Here is a 16215-nt window from a genome sequence, read left to right on the forward strand (position 1 = left end):
GTGGATTCAAGACAGGCACCTTCCAGCCCGAATGAATTTCAAGGCTGATGATTGAAGGGGTGAGCGAGAAAACCAGCCAGCAATGGCGGTGGACGACTAGTGCCAACCGATGCCCTTGCAGCGCTCTCAGGATCGAGCGCCGCAAGCGCGGCGCTTCGCCGGCAAGGCCGGCTCCTACACGGGGCGGTATTGCCAGCCTCGGTGTGTTCGACACCCGATTGCAGTGAATCCACCTGACATCAGACTTGTCGCCCCTACCGCCCCCGCGGCAAGCAGATGCGAAACTGCGCCCCCCCCAACGCCGACTGCCCCACCGTCAGGGTGCCACCCTGCCCCTCGATCACCCGACGGCTGATCGCCAACCCCAGGCCAAACCCGCCCGTGGCACGGTCCCGACTGCGATCCAGGCGGTAGAACGGCTGGAAGATGCGCTCGCGCTCCTCCTGCGGAATGCCGATGCCGTCATCCTCGACGGTCAGCACGCACGCGCCCTTGGCATCCACGCTCAGGCGCAGCAGGATGCGCTGCCCGCAATAACGCATGGCGTTGCGGATCAGGTTCTGCACCGCCCGCGCCGTCAACCGCGGGTCCAGCACAAAGCGCGGCAGATCCGGCTCGGCACGCACCTCCAGGCTCACCCCGCGCCCATCCAGCTCTTCGGCATAGCTGCCCAGGATGCTGTCGACGAACTCGGGCAGCGCCACCTCCACCCGCTCGCCACCCTGGCCATTCTGCAAGCGGTTGTACGACAGCAGCTCAAGCACCAGCGCATCCAGCTCGCGCACGTGCCCCACCAGTTCCAGCAGGCGCTTGCGACTGGCCGGGGGCATTTCGTCGTACAGCAGCACCAGGCCGAAATCCAGGCGGGTCAGCGGCGTGCGCAGCTCATGCGACACCGCATTGAGCAACTCGCGCTGCTGGGTCAGCAGGCATTCGATATCCGCCGCCATGGTGTCGAACACCTTGGCCAGCGCGCCGATGTTCGAGCGTGGCGAGATCAGCGTGCGCTCCGCCAGGTTGCCTTCGCCCAGGCGCTGCGCCGTGGCCTTGAGCCGCTGCAGGTCACGCCAGTGCGGGCGCACCCAGAACAGCAGGCAGCCCAGCAGCGCCGCACCGATCAGCACGGTGATGCCCCACGACAGCAGGTAGATGTCCGCCGGGTCCGGCGGGTTGCGCAGCACCACCATCCACTCGCTGTCCAGCGGCGCCAGGGCGGTTTCGTAATAGCCCCACTCCCCCAGGCGCACCACGTACTGGCCGGCCTGCAGGTGCGCCTGCTCCTCGGCGTTCAGGTCAAGGTCGGCGCGCCGGCGCAGCTCGATGCTGAGGGGGGCGAAATCGGTGTTCAGCGCCTCGGCCACCTGGGGCCAGCTGTCGCGGTGCTTGAGGTGGAACTGGTTGACGATCAGGCGCTGCACGCCCCGCGCCTGGTCCTGGTTGTAGGCGATGTAGCGGTCATGGAACACATGCAGGATGAGTTCGGGGATCAGGAAGATCGACCCGGCATACGCGACGATGGTCACCAGATACAGGCGTACCAGAATTTTCAGCATGGCCGTGGCCGCTCCTCAGAATTCCCACTCGACTCGGCTGAACAGGTAGCCCTTGCCCCACACCGTCTTGATCTTGCGCGCCTCGCCGGCGCTGTCGTCGAACTTGCGCCGCAGCTTGGAGATGGCCACGTCCACCGAGCGGTCGGTGCCGTTGAACTCGATGCCGCGCAACTGCTGCAGGATGCAGTCGCGGCTGAGCACGCTGCCGGCATTGCGCGCCAGCACCACCAGCAGGTTGAACTCGCCGCTGGACAACTCCACCGTCTGGTCGCGCCACAGCACGGTGCGTTCGGCCAGGTCGATGCGCAGCCCGCCGATCACGATCAGGTCGCTCTCGAGATGCGGCTCGTTGATGCTGCTGCGCCGCAGCAGGGTCCGCACCCGCGCCAGCAGCACGCGCGGCTCGCACGGCTTGCTGACGTAGTCGTCGGCGCCCATCTCCAGGCCCAGCACCTGGTCGTGGCTGTCGTCGCGGGCGGTGAGCATGAGGATCGGCAGCAGCAGCGATTCGGCGCGCAGCTGCCGGCACACCTGCAGGCCGTCCAGGCCCGGCAGCATCAGGTCCAGGATCACCAGGTCGGGTTTGCTGCGCCGCGCCTCTTCCAGCACGTGGTCCCCCCGCGCAATCACGCTGACGCTGAAACCATTGCGTTGCAGGTAGCTGGCGATCAGTTCGCTCAGGGCGCAGTCGTCTTCGACCAGAAGGATAGTGGGCATGGGTAGTTTGAAAGGCCGGGAAAGTCAGGCAGGATATAGCGCTTATTCGCAGGTCGCGAAATTCTTCACACTTTTTCACACTCGCCCTACATAGCTTAACAACTGCCTGTAGCGCGGCTGCCTTAGCATTGCCGGGTCATTTATGGAAGATCCGCATGCCCAGTTCAAGCCCCGTCCGTCTGCGTACCCTGGCGCCCCTGTTGCTGCTGAGCCTGGCCCTGGCCGGCTGCGACAGCAAGCCGCCCGCCGAAGAACAAGCCCCCAAGCCCGCCGTCAGCGTCGAAACCGTGCACGAGCAACCCCTGGCCATCAGCACCGAGCTGTCGGGGCGCATCCTGGCGCCACGCATTGCCGAGGTGCGCGCGCGGGTGGCCGGGGTGGTGCTCAAGCGGGTGTACCGTGAGGGCAGCGACGTGAAACAGGGCGACGTGCTGTTTCGCATCGACCCGGCACCGTTCAAGGCCGACTACGACAGCGCCCGCGCCAACCTGGCCAAGGCCGAGGCCACGCGCTTTCAGGCGCGCCTGCAGGACCAGCGCTACGCCGAGCTGATTTCGATCGACGCGATCAGCCGCCAGGAGCATGACAACGCCCGCGCCGCCGCCATGCAGGCCGACGCCGAAGTGGCAGCGGCCAAGGCCGCGCTCGAGCGTGCGCGCCTGAACCTGGGCTATGCCACCGTGACCGCGCCGATTTCCGGGCGCGTGGGCCGTGCCCTGGTGACCGAGGGCGCGCTGGTGGGGCAGAACGAATCGACCCCGCTGGCGATCATTCAGCAGCTCGACCCGATCCATGCCGACCTGACCCAGTCGACCCGCGAGATCAACGCCCTGCGCCGTGCCCTGCGTGCCGGCGAGCTCAAGCAGGTGGGCCAGGACCAGGCCCGCGCCACGCTGATCCAGGATGACGGCACCCCTTATCCGCTGGCGGGCAAGCTGCTGTTCTCCGACATCAGCGTGGACCCGAGCACCGGCCAGATCACCCTGCGCAGCGAGTTCCCCAACCCCGACCTGGACCTGCTGCCCGGCAGCTTCATCCGCGTGCGCCTGGAACAGGCGGTGCAGCCCAAGGGCATCAGCGTGCCGCAGCAGGCCATCCTGCGTGACAGCGCGGGCCTGCCGCGGGTGCTGCTGGTGGACGCCGAGCAGCGCGTGAGCGAGCGCGCCGTGGTGCTGGGCAGCGTGCAGCAGGACCGCTGGATCGTCACCGAAGGCCTGGCCCCGGGCGATCGCATCGTCACCGAAGGCCTGCAGCACGTGAAGGTGGGTGACCAGGTGAGCGTGACCCCCGCCACCGACACGGCTGCCCCCATCGCCCAGACCACCGCCCAGTGAGGCCCTGATCCATGCCGCAGTTCTTTATTGACCGCCCGGTGTTCGCCTGGGTGGTCGCGCTGTTCATCCTGCTCGGCGGTGCGCTGGCCATCCCGCAGTTGCCGGTGGCCCAGTACCCCAACGTGGCGCCGCCACAGATCGAGGTGTACGCGGTATACCCCGGTGCCTCGGCGCAGACCATGGACGAGAGCGTGGTCAGCCTGATCGAGCAGGAGCTCAACGGCGCCGATCACCTGCTGTACTTCCAGTCCACCAGCAGCCTGGGCAGCGCCACGGTAACGGCGACCTTCCAGCCGGGCACCAACCCGGAACTGGCCCAGGTCGATGTGCAGAACCGCCTGAAGATCGTCGAGTCGCGCCTGCCGCGGGCGGTGACCCAGCAGGGCCTCCAGGTGGAGAAGATCTCCACCGGGTTCCTGATGCTGGTGACCCTGACCGCCGACGATGACCGCCTCGACGAAACCGCGCTGAGCGACTTTCTGGCGCGCAACGTGATGAACGAGGTGCGCCGGGTACCGGGCGTGGGCAAGGCGCAGCTGTATGGCTCGGAACGCGCCATGCGTATCTGGCTCGACCCGCAGAAGCTGATTGGCTTCAACCTCACCCCCGAGGATGTGAACCTTGCGATTGCCGCGCAGAACGCCCAGGTGGCCCCTGGCAGCATCGGCGACCTGCCCGGCAGCCCGACCCAGGAAATCACTGCCAACGTGCTGATCAAGGGCCAGCTGTCGACGCCCCAGGAGTTCGCCGACATCGTGCTGCGCGCCAACCCGGATGGCTCGCGGGTCACCGTGGGTGATGTGGCGCGGGTCGAGATCGGCGCCCAGGAGTACCAGTACGGCACGCGCCTGAACGGCAAGCCGTCCACCGCCTTCAGCGTGCAGCTGGCGCCCGGTGCCAACGCCATGCAGACCGCAACCCTGGTCAAGGCCAAGATGGACGAGCTGTCGCGCTACTTCCCGCCCGGGGCGGTGTACGACATCCCGTATGACACCTCGCCGTTCGTCAAGGTGTCGATCGAACAGGTGATCAACACCCTGATCGAGGCGATGGTGCTGGTGTTCCTGGTGATGTTCCTGTTCCTGCAGAACATCCGCTACACGCTGATCCCGACCCTTGTGGTGCCGGTGGCGCTGATGGGCACCTTCGCGGTGATGCTGACGCTGGGCTTCTCGATCAACGTGCTGACCCTGTTCGGCATGGTGCTGGCCATCGGCATCCTGGTGGACGACGCCATCGTGGTGGTGGAGAACGTCGAGCGGATCATGGCCGAGGAAGGCCTGCCGCCCAAGCAAGCCACGCGCAAGGCCATGCAGCAGATCAGCGGCGCCATCGTCGGCATCACCGTGGTGCTGGTGGCGGTGTTCGTGCCGATGGCGTTCATGCAGGGCTCGGTGGGGGTGATCTACCAGCAGTTCTCGGCGTCGATGGCGGTATCGATCCTGTTCTCGGCGTTCCTTGCCCTGAGCCTGACCCCGGCGTTGTGCGCCACCCTGCTCAAGCCGATCGCCAAGGGCGAACACCACGTCAAGCGCGGTTTCTTCGGCTGGTTCAACCGCAAGTTCGAAGGCATGAGCAACGGCTACCAGCGCTGGGTGATGCACGCGATCCAGCGCAGCGGCCGCTACCTGGTGGTGTATGGCCTGCTGCTGGTGGCGCTGGGCTGGACCTTCAGCCAGCTGCCCTCCTCGTTCCTGCCTACCGAAGACCAGGGCTACACCATCACCGACGTGCAGCTGCCGCCCGGCGCCAGCCGCAACCGTACCGTGCAGGTGGCCGAGCAGATCGAGGCGCACAGCGCAGGCGAACCTGGCGTGGGCAACACCACGGTGATCCTGGGCTTCAGTTTCTCGGGCAGCGGGCAGAACGCGGCGCTGGTGTTCACCACGCTCAAGGACTGGTCCGAGCGCACCGCCAAGGACAGCGCCGAGGCCATCGCCGAGCGCGCCAACATCGCCTTCAGCCAGTTCAAGAACGCGGTGGCCTATGCGGTGCTGCCGCCCTCGGTGGATGGCCTGGGCACCTCGACCGGTTTCGAGTTCCGCCTGCAGGACCGTGCCGGCGTGGGCCATGCCGGGCTGATGGCGGCGCGTGACCAGTTGCTGGCCGAGGCCGCGAAAAGCCCGGTGCTGGCCAACGTGCGCGAGAGTGCCCTGGCCGAAAGCCCGCAGGTGCAGCTGCTGATCGACCGCAAGCAGGCCAACGCGCTGGGCGTGTCGTTCGACGACATCGGCACGGTGCTCAACACGGCCATCGGCTCGACCTACGTCAACGACTTCCCCAACCAGGGCCGCATGCAGCGGGTGGTGGTGCAGGCCGAGGGCGACCAGCGCAGCCAGGTCGAGGACCTGCTCAAGATCCACGTGCGCAACACCAGCGGCAAGATGGTGCCGTTGTCGGCCTTCGCCCAGGCGCAGTGGGTATCGGGGCCGGTGCAACTGACCCGCTACAACGGCTACCCGGCCATTGCCGTGTCGGGCGAGCCGGCACCGGGCTACAGCTCGGGCGCGGCGATGGCCGAGGTGCAGCGCCTGGTCGACGCCCTGCCGCTGGGCTTTGGCCTGGAATGGACCGGGCTGTCGCTGCAGGAGCAGTTGTCCGGGGCGCAGGCACCGATGCTGATGGCGCTGTCGCTGCTGGTGGTGTTCCTGTGCCTGGCGGCGCTGTACGAAAGCTGGTCGATCCCTACCTCGGTGCTGCTGGTGGTGCCGCTGGGCGTGCTCGGTGCGGTGCTGGCGGTGACCCTGCGCGACATGCCCAACGATGTGTTCTTCAAGGTCGGCCTGATCACCCTGATCGGCCTGTCGGCGAAGAACGCGATCCTGATCATCGAGTTCGCCAAGAGCCTGGTGGACGAAGGGCATGACCTGGTCGAGGCCACCGTGCAGGCCGCGCGCCTGCGCCTGCGGCCCATCGTGATGACCTCGCTGGCGTTCATCCTGGGCGTGGTGCCGCTGGCGATTGCCACCGGCGCCAGCTCGGCGAGTCAGCAGGCCATCGGCACCGGGGTGATCGGCGGCATGCTCAGCGCCACGCTGGCGATCGTGTTCGTGCCGGTGTTCTTCGTGGTGGTGATGCGCGTGACCGGCTGGCGCCGGCGTGACGCCCAGGCCGACACTGCGGTGGTCGAACAAAGCTGATGGACAGCCGCGCGGCGGTCATGGGATGGTGCTAGCCCGCTTCTGGACTGGAACCCTGCAATGACCGCCGCCGTACTTCCCCCCTGCTCCATTCTTTTACTGGCCGGCGGCCGTGGCCAGCGCATGGGCGGGCAGGACAAGGGCCTGCTGTCCTGGCAGGGCCGCCCGCTGATCGCGCACGTGCACGCCGTGGTACGTGACCTGAGCGATGACCTGATCCTTTCCTGCAATCGCAACCAGCACGCCTATCGGGCGTTTGCCGACCAGTTGGTGGGCGATGCCGAGCCTGGGTTTCCCGGGCCGCTGGCCGGGGTGCTGGCCGGGCTTGCGGTGGCGCGGCATGCCTGGCTGGTGGTGCTGGCGTGTGATGCACCGCTGATCGAGCGCGGGTTGCTCGAGCAGTTGCTGAGCGTGGCGATCACCGGGGACTGCGCGGCGATGGTGCGCCAGGGCCAGCAGTGGCAGCCGATGTTCTGCGTGATCCCGGTGCGCCAGCAGGCGAGCTTGCAGGCGGCATGGCAGGCCGGTGAGCGCAGCCTGTTGCGGGCGTTGCTGGAGCATCCGTTGCAGGCGGTGGAGTGTGCAGAGGAGGACCGGCGCCTGAGCAACTTCAATACGCCGCAGTGGTTGGGGCAATAAGGCTTTTTGTGTCGTCTGTGAGGGCCTCTTCGCGGGCCAAGCCCGCTCCTACAGAGGCTTGCGCTACCCCTGTGGGAGCGGGCTTGACCCGCGATGGGCGGCACCGCCCCCCTCGAACACCACACACCGATTACGCCCCGCCGCCTTGGCCGCATACAGCGCCTGATCGGCAGCCGCCACCAGCGTCAGGGGCGTTTCGCCCTGCCCCGCCATGCCTGCCACGCCGATACTCACCGACACCCGCCCGAACGGGCTGCCAGCATGCACGATGTTCAGCTCGGCCAACCGCGCCAGCACCGTCTCGGCCACCACCACCGCGCCCGCCACCTCGGTATTGGGCAGCACCATCGCCAGCTCTTCCCCGCCATAACGCGCCACCACATCCGTCGGGCGGCGCACGCACTCGCGCAACAAGGCGCTCACCGCCTTGAGGCATTCGTCACCTCCGATGTGTCCGTAGGCGTCATTGAAGCGTTTGAAATGATCGATATCGATCAGCAGCAGCGCCAGCGGCTGGGCCTCGCGCTGGGCACGCCGCACTTCGCTGGCCAGCACCTCGTCGAAACGCCGGCGGTTGGCCAGCCCGGTGAGCGTGTCGTGGGTGGCCAGCACCGCCAGCTGCCGGTTGGTGGCCAGCAGTTCTTCGCGCGCCACCAGCAGCTGCGCATCCATCTCGGCGCGATGGCGCATGTCACGGATCAGCAGCCGGCCAATCACCGCGATCACCCCCTGCAACGCCAGCACCAGCCCCACCGTCAGCCACGCTTCCATGCGCCAGGCGTCCAGGGCCTCGCGCTTGCCGATGGCCACGGTGGTCACCAGTGGCAGGTGCTCGTTCTTGCGAAACGCATACAGGCGCTCCACCCCATCCAGGCTCGAGGCAAACGAAGCCGTGCCCACCGAGTTTTCCACCAGGTAGCGGGTGTAGATCGGCGACCGGGAAAAGTCGCGGCCCATGTCCTGCTCGCGAAACGGGTAGCGCACCAGGATGCGCCCACTGGTGTAGGTGAGCGCGATCGCACCGTCCTTGCCCACGTCGATCTTGCCGAACAGGCGCAGAAAGTTCTCCACCCCCAGGGTCACCGCGATCACCCCGGCGAACTGCCCCCCGGGCTGCTCGAAACGCCGGCTGACGGTGATCACCCAGTCCTGGGTGGAGCGGCTGCGGATCGGCGGGCCGATGAACACCTCGCGGGACGGGTTGTCGCGATGGTGGATGAAGAACTCGCGGTCGGCGCTGTTCGCACCGTCCGGAATCGGGCCGTTGGTCGACATCAGCCATTCGCCCGTCGGGCCATAGACGGTCAGCCCATGCAGTTGCGTCAGCAGTTCGTTCTGCTCCTCCACCAGCCCGGCCAGGCGCGCCAGTTGCTGCGGCCCGCCGCCATCGACTTCGAGCCGCTCGCTCAGGCCCAGCAGCATCATCGAACTCTGGCGGATGATGCCCTCGGCATAGGTGTCCAGTGCCTGGGTCAGGTTGAGGCTGTGTACCTGAACCTCGTTCAGCGCGCGCTGACGTGCAGCCCATATCTTCCAGGCCGTCAGCGATGCCAGCGATACGCAGATCACCAGCAACAGCAGCACGGCCAGGCGCACGTCACGCTTGTGCGGCAGCGGCACCGGCAGTAAGGGGGTCGACATCATGAAACGCTCCTGCGATGCCACAACTGAAGGCATCCTGCCATCAGCTGTACTCCGGAATGCCCTGTACCGCAAGGGGCAGAGCATCAGGCGCGCAATCAAGCGGTGGGGGTCACGACGGGCTGCTGCAGAATCCGGCAGGCAGAAGTTGCAGGGCGGTGAAGCTGAAAGTGGATCGCAAGGCCGCCCGCTCCAGTGAGCAGCCTTGCGCATGCATGCAGGCAGGCCTCGCGGTGCGCCGCTGGCGCGGTTGCCCTTCAGTAGCGGAACTTGCCGCCATGAATGTCCTGCAGCACCTGATCGGTCACCCGCACGTAGGTTTCGGTGCCCGGCAGCCAGGCATACACCGGGTCTTCGCCGGTCTGGCTGGGGTCGAAGGCTTCGCTTCTGAGCTTGGTCTTCTGGTACTTGAAGGTGCCGGTGGTTTCCATGCAGGTCTTGACGCGCAAGAACATCGGCACCGCGTAGTGAGGCATCTGGCTCTTGACGAAGCGCAGCAGGTCGCAGAAATCCAGCTGCTCCAGCGGCGCCGACGGGGTGATGGCGGCCATCCCGGCGCGACCGTTGGTGTTCTTGATTTCCACCCCGTAGGCCACGGCTTCGGCAATGTGGGGGTGCTGCACCATGATGTTCTCGACTTCGGTGGTGGAGACGTTCTCGCCCTTCCAGCGGAAGGTGTCCCCCAGGCGGTCGACGAACTGGGCATGGCCAAAGCCGATATCGCGAATCAGGTCGCCGCTGTTGAAGTAGCGGTCGCCCTTTTCGAACACGTCGTAAAGCACCACCTTCTTGCTCTTCTCCGGGTCGGTGTAGCCATCGAACGGGGCGTCGTCGTCGATCTTGGCCAGCAACAGGCCCTGACCGCCCTTGCCGACCTTCTGCATGAATCCGTCGGCGTTGCGCCGTGGTTCGCCGGTGTCGTGTTCGTACTCCACCAGCGACCAGGCGTTGATGGCAAAGCCGATGGTGTTCTCGAAATTGAGGATGTTGGTAAAGCCGATGTTGCCGTCACTGGCGGCGTAGAACTCGCAGACCCGCTCGATGTTGAAGCGTTTCTTGAAGTCGAGCCACACGCCCGGACGCAGGCCGTTGCCGATCATCTTCACCACCGGGTTGTCGCCATCGTTGCCGGCCGCAGGCTGATCGATCAGGTAGCGGCACAGTTCACCGACGTAGCAGATGGTGGTGGCCTTGAATTTGCGCGTGTCTTCCCAGAACTGGCTGGCGCTGAACTTGCGGCGGATGGCGAAGCCCGAGGCACCGGCCAATGCCGAACCCCAGCTCACGCACAGGCCGGTGCCGTGATACAGCGGCAAGGTGCAATAGACGATGTCATCGGGGCGCATGTCCAGGGCGATCATGCCGAAGCTGCCGTAGACCTTCATCCAGCGCCCATGCTTGAACACCCCGGCCTTGGGCAGGCCGGTGGTACCGGAGGTGTAGATGTAGAAGCAGGCGTCGTCGAGGTAGACCTGCTGGGTAGTCGCCGGATTGGCCGTAGCGTGCCCCTGACTGGCAAGAGTCAGGTTGACGTAGCCCTCGGGGGCGATGCCGGCATCGCGCGTGGTGTCGGTGTCGGCCAGGAAAAAGCTGCGCTGCCTGTCGATGGCCACCTCATCGCGCACCGCCTCGAACGATGGCACCAGCTCCTGGCCGACGATGATCGCCGACGGGTTGACCAGGCCCAGGCTGTGGATCAGCACGTTGTTGGTCTGCGAGGTGTTGAGCATGGCGCAGATGCCGCCGATCTTGCTCACGGCCAGTACGCTGACCAGCAATTCGGGGCGGTTCTCGATGAAGATGCCTACCACATCGCCTTTTTTCAGGCCACGGGCCAGCAGGTAGTGGGCGAAACGGTTGGCCCACTGGTTGACCTGTTCGTAACTGAAACGCGTGTCCTTGTAGAGCAGCGCCGGCCCTTGAGGGTTGCGCGCAACCGCCTGTTCGAAGGCCCAGCCCAGGCCACAGGGCTGATCGGCCTTGAGTTTGGAAACCTTGAGGCCCCTGACGAGCCGAGGAATGGCCCGAGTGATCGAGGGAATTTTGCGCAGCATCATGCCCCAGGTAATCATGTCGCTATTACTACTCATGGCACCTCCTGGTGGATTGACCGTGGCCGCCAGGCGGTTCGACAAACGCCATGACCAGCCAATCGTTTTTATTGTTGTGCACGCCATGTGAAAAAGTCCTCGCGCAGCGGGGTGCGCGAGGACGCCTGGTGCCGATCAATCAGAACTCGTCGGCGACCGACTCGAGGATCTTGCCCATCAGGTAGACCGTGGTGCGGGCCACTTGCTTGACCGCCTCTTTTTCTTCGTCGGTCACGACCCAGCGGTCGATGGCGGCGTTGACCTGCTCGGAGTGCTTCTCGTCGATGATCGCGTGGGCGACGAAGAAGGTCAGTTGCTGGTCGGTCAGCTTGAGATGGTTCTTGCACACGTCCATCAGGGGTTCGAGGTGCTCATAGCAGTCCTCGGCCCAGAAGCTGTAGCCCAGGCGCGGAATGATGCCGCGGCATACGGAAACGAAGTCCAGGTAGCCGTAGAACGCCTCGGTGGCCGGCAGCATCGGTTTCTCGAACTCCGACGGGTCCACGCCAATGGCGATCAGGTCGTTGTACGCCATGTTTTCATGGCCCAGTTCTTCCAGCGCATGCTTCATCGCGAAACGCAGCAGGCCGACCTTCTTGTGGTCCTGGTTCCAGCACGCCACCGCCTGGTTGATCGCGTTGTTCTTGGTGTAGTGGTACACCTGGACAATCGACTTGATATACAGCTCACGCTGCAGTTCGGGACGCTTCATCATCTGGAAGAAACGGCCGGCCTTGATCTTTTCCCATTCGGCGTCACAGATGGCTTTGAGCTCTTTGCGAAACGCGGTCACTTCAGTCATTTCACTCTCTTCCTTGGCGTGTTGATAAATCGTTCATGACACGTGTTATACGGTCAGGCGAATACAGCGTTACAGGCGCAGCACGGACTTGATGATGTAGATGAACTTGGAAAAGAAGCCCAGGCCTTCGATAGTGTCCCAGTGTTCCATCAGCACACCATTTTCAACACGGTAGATATCGATCACCTTGTAGTTCACCGTGAAGAACCTGTGCTTGGCCCAGTGCTTGGCATACAGGAAGACATAATCGCCTTCGGCGCAGACCCGCTCGATACTGGTACCCGACTCGGGGAACGTCTTGAAGAACTGCGTGAAGTAGGTCTTGAAGCCTTCGCGGCGCGGGGGAATGAACACGTTGTTGTGCTGCACGTAGTCCTCGGCAATCAAGGTATCGGCAACCGCCAGTTCACGCTGACCAAACATGCGCTCGTAAAACTCGATGACCACTTCTTTGTTCCTGGCTTCCATCTTGGATCAACCTCAATGTTGTCGTTATTGTGTGATGCTTATCCCGCCAGTGACTGCCTCGCGTGACGGGCGGCCAAGGTATGGCGAATCAGGTCATCGACGTCCTTCAGGTCTGCCGGGCAGCTGGGCAGGCCGAAGAAGGGCGTCACCGACGGCATCAGATCGCCCTTGTACAGGGCGTAGTAATGATCGCCACGGGCCTTGATCTGGAAGAAGATGCCGTCCTGATCGAACACGAAGCTGTCGAACTTCGGCGCCAGCCGTGGCTTCACATAGGTGATGAACGTCTTGTAGCCGCCTTGCAGGGCCACCAGCGAGGCACCGGTCATGGCCAGCCCGTTGACCACGTTCTTGACCGGGGCATGCTTGTCGACGATCAGGCGCGAAAGTTCGACGCACTCGTGCTCGTAGTTGGGCCCGGAGAACTGCACCAGTTGTTCATGGCTGATGAACTCACCCGACTCGTGAGGGAACGGCGTAATACGCTGAGTGCCGATGATTTCACCATCATGATAAAAGGCAAACACATAGGAACGCGGGTCGTATTCATCCAGGCACACGGTGTTGTCGACCGAGTTGCCAAACAGCGTCTTGTAATAGATCTTGCGCTGCCCATACAACCGGCTACGGGCACGAGAAAGTTCGATGAATTGCGCAGGCGTTACCACCTGCCTGACCTTTACCTTGTCAGACTGGCACAACTCCTGGAGGACTGAATCATAGAAACTGTAGATGGCCGAACCGGCGGAATCATCCTTTACCAACTGCATACTTGCCGAAGGCAAGTCAGCCTTGTTACTGGCGAGTGACGGCATGAGAAATCCCTTCTTATTGTGATCTGTAGTATTCAACTCAGCCCAGCGCACGACTTAAGTTTCCACAGGACAATACATAGCTTCGCCTCCTTGCGTAGATAGCCATAGGTTGTTGATTTACGGGCTGCGCACAGCCAGACACTCACCCGCTAGTGGCGGGCGTGCCGTTGAACCAGAGCGAGGTGCAGTCAGTTCGGTGGTAGCGAGGCCAAGGCTCGGCGGATCTGCTCGGCGCGCTCGCCCAGCACCTGTGGCGTGGCGATCGGGAGGTCCGCATGACCCAGGTTGAAACCGTCACCGACAAAGCGGGCCAGCACATGCAGGTGCGCGTGACCTACGGTCTGCCCGGCCACTGCGCCATCGCACAGCAGCAGGTTGATACCTTCACAGGGCTGTTCTTCGAGGCTCAGGCCGCTTTCACGCAGGGCGGCCGCCATCCGTTGACCCACACGCATCATGTGGCCACAGGTTTGAGGAGGGATATCACCCAGGCCGCTTGCGTGGGCCTTGGGAATGACCAGGACATGGCCAGGAGTGATCAGCTGAATCGAGAGAAAGGCCAGGCACTGCTCGTCTTCGTAGACAACGGCAGCCGGTGCTTCTTTCTTGGCGATTGCACAGAAAATGCAGTTCACGGATAGCTCCCTCTATTGTTGTAGGTGCAACCCCGGTGGAGGCATGAAGATCCGGGATGCTACAGGCTGCATTCCATTGCAGAGTTGACCGCGCAGCTTGTAGGAGAAATTACCCCTGGCCTTCCTCAGCTGTACACGGGAGTTTTGAAATTTTTTGTATCTGAATCCCGTAAATTTCCTAATGGTTTGATTTGAATGGGTTTTCCCAAGGTAACTTTTTGTATCCGGGCTGCATGGGGGCGTCACCGGCCAGGGCCATGAGGGCCGAGGACGGTGACGCGATCACCCACCCGCTGTGCGTGGGCTCGCCCGGCCTGAGCTACACGAACGCATCGGCATGAAAATGCGCGGGCTCCAGCCCCCGCTGCTCGACGAAATCGCGTCGCGCCGAGTCGACCACGATCGGCGCACCGCAGGCATAGACCTCGAAGTCCTTGAGGCTATGGAAGTCCTGCAGCACCTGGCGGTGCACGAAGCCGGTGGCGCCCTGCCAGTCGCAGGCCTGGCCCGGCTCGGACAGCACCGGGGTGTAGCGCAGCCACGGCAACTGCGCCTCCCAGGCCAGCAGCTGTTCATGCCGGTAGAGGTCCTCACGGCGCCGCCCGCCCCAGTACAGGTACACCGGGCGGCGGTTGTCGCCGCGCTCGCGCAGTTGCTCGAGCAGCGCCTGCACCGGGGCAAAGCCGGTGCCGCTGGCCAGCAATACCATCGGCCGTTGGCTGTCGCGCAGGTAGAACGAACCGAACGGCCCCTCCATGCGCAGGATCGCCCTGGGCTGCAACGCATTGAACACATGCCCGCTGAACACCCCGCCCGGCATGTGCCGGATGTGCAGCTCAAGCTGGTTGTCGCGCGCCGCTGCGGTGGCCATCGAGTAGCTGCGCCGGCTGCCGTCCTTGAGCAGCACCTGCACGTACTGCCCCGGCAGGTAGGCGAATGCGGTGCCCGGCGCGAGCATCAGGCGCAGCACCGCCACGTCGTGGCTGACCTTGTCGAGGCTGGCCACGCGCACGCCCATCTGCTGGATGCCGATGCCGCGCAGCTCGGTGACTTCCGGCGCGTCGATGACCAGGTCGGAACGTGCCCTGGCGCAGCAGAACAGCGCCAGGCCCTGGGCCCGCTCGGCTTCGCTGAGCACTGCCAGCGGGCTGTCGGCGTGGTCCACCTCGCCGCTGAGCACCTGGCCCTTGCAACTGCCACAGGTGCCGGTGCGGCAGCTGTGCTTGAGCATCAGGCCATCGGCCAGGGCAGCGTCGAGCACGCTCTGCCCGGCGTTGACCGGGCAGCTCAGGCCGACCGGCTGGATCTGCAGGGTGAAGCTCATGTGCGTACCCTCCGTCACTGCGCGCGTCCGGCGGCGGCCAGCAGGTCCAGCGCCACGTCGACGATCATGTCCTCCTGGCCGCCGACCATGCGCCGCTTGCCCAGCTCGACCAGGATGTCGACGGTTTTCAGGCCATAGCGCGCCGCGGCGATTTCGGCGTGGCGCAGGAAGCTGGAGTAGACCCCGGCATAGCCCAGCGCCAGCGATTCGCGGTCGACCCGCACAGGGCGGTCCTGCAACGGGCGCACGATGTCGTCGGCTGCATCCATCAGCGTGTAGAGGTCGGTGCCGTGGTTCCAGCCCAGGCGCTCGGCGGCGGCGATGAACACTTCCAGGGGCGCGTTGCCGGCGCCCGCGCCCATGCCGGCCAGGCTCGCATCGATGCGATCGCACCCCTCCTCCACCGCGGTGATCGAGTTGGCGACCCCGAGGCTGAGGTTGTGGTGGGCATGCATGCCGGTTTCGGTCTCGGGCTTGAGCACGGCCTTGAACGCGCGAAAGCGATCACGCACGTCCTGCATGTTCATCGCACCGCCGGAGTCGGCCATGTACACGCAGGTGGCGCCGTAGCTTTCCATCAGCTTGGCCTGGGCGGCCAGCTGCTCGGCCGGGATCATGTGGCTCATCATCAGAAAGCCCACGGTGTCCATGCCCAGCGCGCGCGCATATTCGATGTGCTGGCGGGCCACGTCGGCCTCGGTGCAGTGGGTGGCCACGCGCACCACGCGGGCGCCGGCGTCATATGCGGCCTTGAGGTCGTGCACCGTGCCGATGCCGGGCAGCAGCAGGGTGGTGATCCTGGCGTGACTGATCACGTCGGCCACGGCCTCGATCCACTCCAGATCGGTGTGGGCGGCAAACCCGTAGTTGAAGCTGGAGCCCTGCAGGCCATCGCCGTGGGCCACTTCGATGGAATCGACCCTGGCCTTGTCCAGCGCACGGGCGATGTCCTGCACGTTCTGCAGCGAGTACTGGTGGCGCACCGCGTGGCTGCCGTCGCGCAGGGTCACGTCGCTGATGTAGAGCTTCTTGGCGGGATTGAACGTCATGCGGGCAT

At 64.7% G+C, this 16215-nt stretch carries 13 protein-coding genes; 3 read left to right on the plus strand and 10 right to left on the minus strand.

Annotated elements, in window-relative coordinates:
* Positions 1–254: 254 nt before the first annotated feature.
* On the minus strand, positions 255–1553 hold the full coding sequence (locus tag N0B28_RS15690; protein WP_054916096.1) for an ATP-binding protein: 1299 nt from the start codon (positions 1551–1553) through the stop codon (positions 255–257).
* Between the two features lie 15 nt (positions 1554–1568).
* Complete coding sequence (locus N0B28_RS15695; protein WP_043859689.1) at positions 1569–2270, minus strand: response regulator transcription factor; 702 nt, start codon at positions 2268–2270, stop codon at positions 1569–1571.
* Positions 2271–2425: 155 nt separating this feature from the next.
* Between N0B28_RS15695 and N0B28_RS15700 the strand changes: the two genes are divergently transcribed.
* Genes N0B28_RS15700 through mobA form a run of 3 tightly spaced genes read left to right on the plus strand, consistent with a single transcriptional unit; the run spans position 2426 to position 7383 of the window.
* Positions 2426–3604, plus strand: coding sequence for an efflux RND transporter periplasmic adaptor subunit (locus tag N0B28_RS15700; protein ID WP_054916098.1), 1179 nt, complete (start codon positions 2426–2428; stop codon positions 3602–3604).
* Positions 3605–3615: 11 nt separating this feature from the next.
* A complete protein-coding gene (locus N0B28_RS15705; RefSeq protein WP_043859687.1) occupies positions 3616–6744 on the plus strand; it encodes an efflux RND transporter permease subunit in 3129 nt (1042 codons plus the stop codon).
* A gap of 60 nt (positions 6745–6804) precedes the next feature.
* Positions 6805–7383 carry a molybdenum cofactor guanylyltransferase MobA gene (mobA, locus tag N0B28_RS15710; protein WP_196932330.1) on the plus strand — a complete coding sequence of 193 codons (579 nt, stop codon included), beginning with the start codon at positions 6805–6807 and terminating at the stop codon, positions 7381–7383.
* Positions 7384–7446: 63 nt separating this feature from the next.
* Here mobA and N0B28_RS15715 read toward each other — a convergent pair whose 3' ends face one another.
* From N0B28_RS15715 to dmpG, 8 genes are all read right to left on the minus strand, one after another.
* The gene (locus tag N0B28_RS15715; RefSeq protein ID WP_054916134.1) at positions 7447–9024 is read right to left on the minus strand and encodes a diguanylate cyclase; all 1578 of its coding nucleotides are present in this window, start codon (positions 9022–9024) and stop codon (positions 7447–7449) included.
* A 257-nt stretch (positions 9025–9281) separates the two neighbouring features.
* The gene (locus tag N0B28_RS15720) at positions 9282–11114 is read right to left on the minus strand and encodes a long-chain-acyl-CoA synthetase (RefSeq protein ID WP_229589305.1); all 1833 of its coding nucleotides are present in this window, start codon (positions 11112–11114) and stop codon (positions 9282–9284) included.
* A gap of 139 nt (positions 11115–11253) precedes the next feature.
* Positions 11254–11916, minus strand: coding sequence for an iron-containing redox enzyme family protein (locus tag N0B28_RS15725; protein WP_043859798.1), 663 nt, complete (start codon positions 11914–11916; stop codon positions 11254–11256).
* Between the two features lie 69 nt (positions 11917–11985).
* A complete protein-coding gene (locus tag N0B28_RS15730; RefSeq protein ID WP_043859797.1) occupies positions 11986–12384 on the minus strand; it encodes an ester cyclase in 399 nt (132 codons plus the stop codon).
* A gap of 38 nt (positions 12385–12422) precedes the next feature.
* On the minus strand, positions 12423–13199 hold the full coding sequence (locus N0B28_RS15735; protein ID WP_231390606.1) for a hypothetical protein: 777 nt from the start codon (positions 13197–13199) through the stop codon (positions 12423–12425).
* 188 nt (positions 13200–13387) lie between these two features.
* Positions 13388–13834: an HIT family protein gene (locus N0B28_RS15740; protein ID WP_275727386.1), complete on the minus strand. Its 447-nt coding sequence runs from the start codon at positions 13832–13834 to the stop codon at positions 13388–13390.
* A 319-nt stretch (positions 13835–14153) separates the two neighbouring features.
* A complete protein-coding gene (locus N0B28_RS15745) occupies positions 14154–15158 on the minus strand; it encodes a CDP-6-deoxy-delta-3,4-glucoseen reductase (RefSeq protein WP_275727389.1) in 1005 nt (334 codons plus the stop codon).
* Between the two features lie 14 nt (positions 15159–15172).
* A complete protein-coding gene (gene dmpG, locus N0B28_RS15750) occupies positions 15173–16207 on the minus strand; it encodes a 4-hydroxy-2-oxovalerate aldolase (protein ID WP_043859793.1) in 1035 nt (344 codons plus the stop codon).
* Positions 16208–16215: the final 8 nt, after the last annotated feature.

This window comes from Pseudomonas sp. SD17-1 (assembly GCF_029201585.1).
GTDB lineage: Bacteria > Pseudomonadota > Gammaproteobacteria > Pseudomonadales > Pseudomonadaceae > Aquipseudomonas > Aquipseudomonas palmensis.

What these genes read in the sequence shown, in the direction of transcription:
- N0B28_RS15690 (WP_054916096.1), bottom strand. Translation starts at nt 1,553, where the DNA reads ATGCTGAAAATTCTGGTACGCCTGTATCTGGTGACCATCGTCGCGTAT.
- N0B28_RS15695 (WP_043859689.1), bottom strand. Translation starts at nt 2,270, where the DNA reads ATGCCCACTATCCTTCTGGTCGAAGACGACTGCGCCCTGAGCGAACTG.
- N0B28_RS15700 (WP_054916098.1), top strand. Translation starts at nt 2,426, where the DNA reads ATGCCCAGTTCAAGCCCCGTCCGTCTGCGTACCCTGGCGCCCCTGTTG.
- N0B28_RS15705 (WP_043859687.1), top strand. Translation starts at nt 3,616, where the DNA reads ATGCCGCAGTTCTTTATTGACCGCCCGGTGTTCGCCTGGGTGGTCGCG.
- mobA (WP_196932330.1), top strand. Translation starts at nt 6,805, where the DNA reads ATGACCGCCGCCGTACTTCCCCCCTGCTCCATTCTTTTACTGGCCGGC.
- N0B28_RS15715 (WP_054916134.1), bottom strand. Translation starts at nt 9,024, where the DNA reads ATGTCGACCCCCTTACTGCCGGTGCCGCTGCCGCACAAGCGTGACGTG.
- N0B28_RS15720 (WP_229589305.1), bottom strand. Translation starts at nt 11,114, where the DNA reads ATGAGTAGTAATAGCGACATGATTACCTGGGGCATGATGCTGCGCAAA.
- N0B28_RS15725 (WP_043859798.1), bottom strand. Translation starts at nt 11,916, where the DNA reads ATGACTGAAGTGACCGCGTTTCGCAAAGAGCTCAAAGCCATCTGTGAC.
- N0B28_RS15730 (WP_043859797.1), bottom strand. Translation starts at nt 12,384, where the DNA reads ATGGAAGCCAGGAACAAAGAAGTGGTCATCGAGTTTTACGAGCGCATG.
- N0B28_RS15735 (WP_231390606.1), bottom strand. Translation starts at nt 13,199, where the DNA reads ATGCCGTCACTCGCCAGTAACAAGGCTGACTTGCCTTCGGCAAGTATG.
- N0B28_RS15745 (WP_275727389.1), bottom strand. Translation starts at nt 15,158, where the DNA reads ATGAGCTTCACCCTGCAGATCCAGCCGGTCGGCCTGAGCTGCCCGGTC.
- dmpG (WP_043859793.1), bottom strand. Translation starts at nt 16,207, where the DNA reads ATGACGTTCAATCCCGCCAAGAAGCTCTACATCAGCGACGTGACCCTG.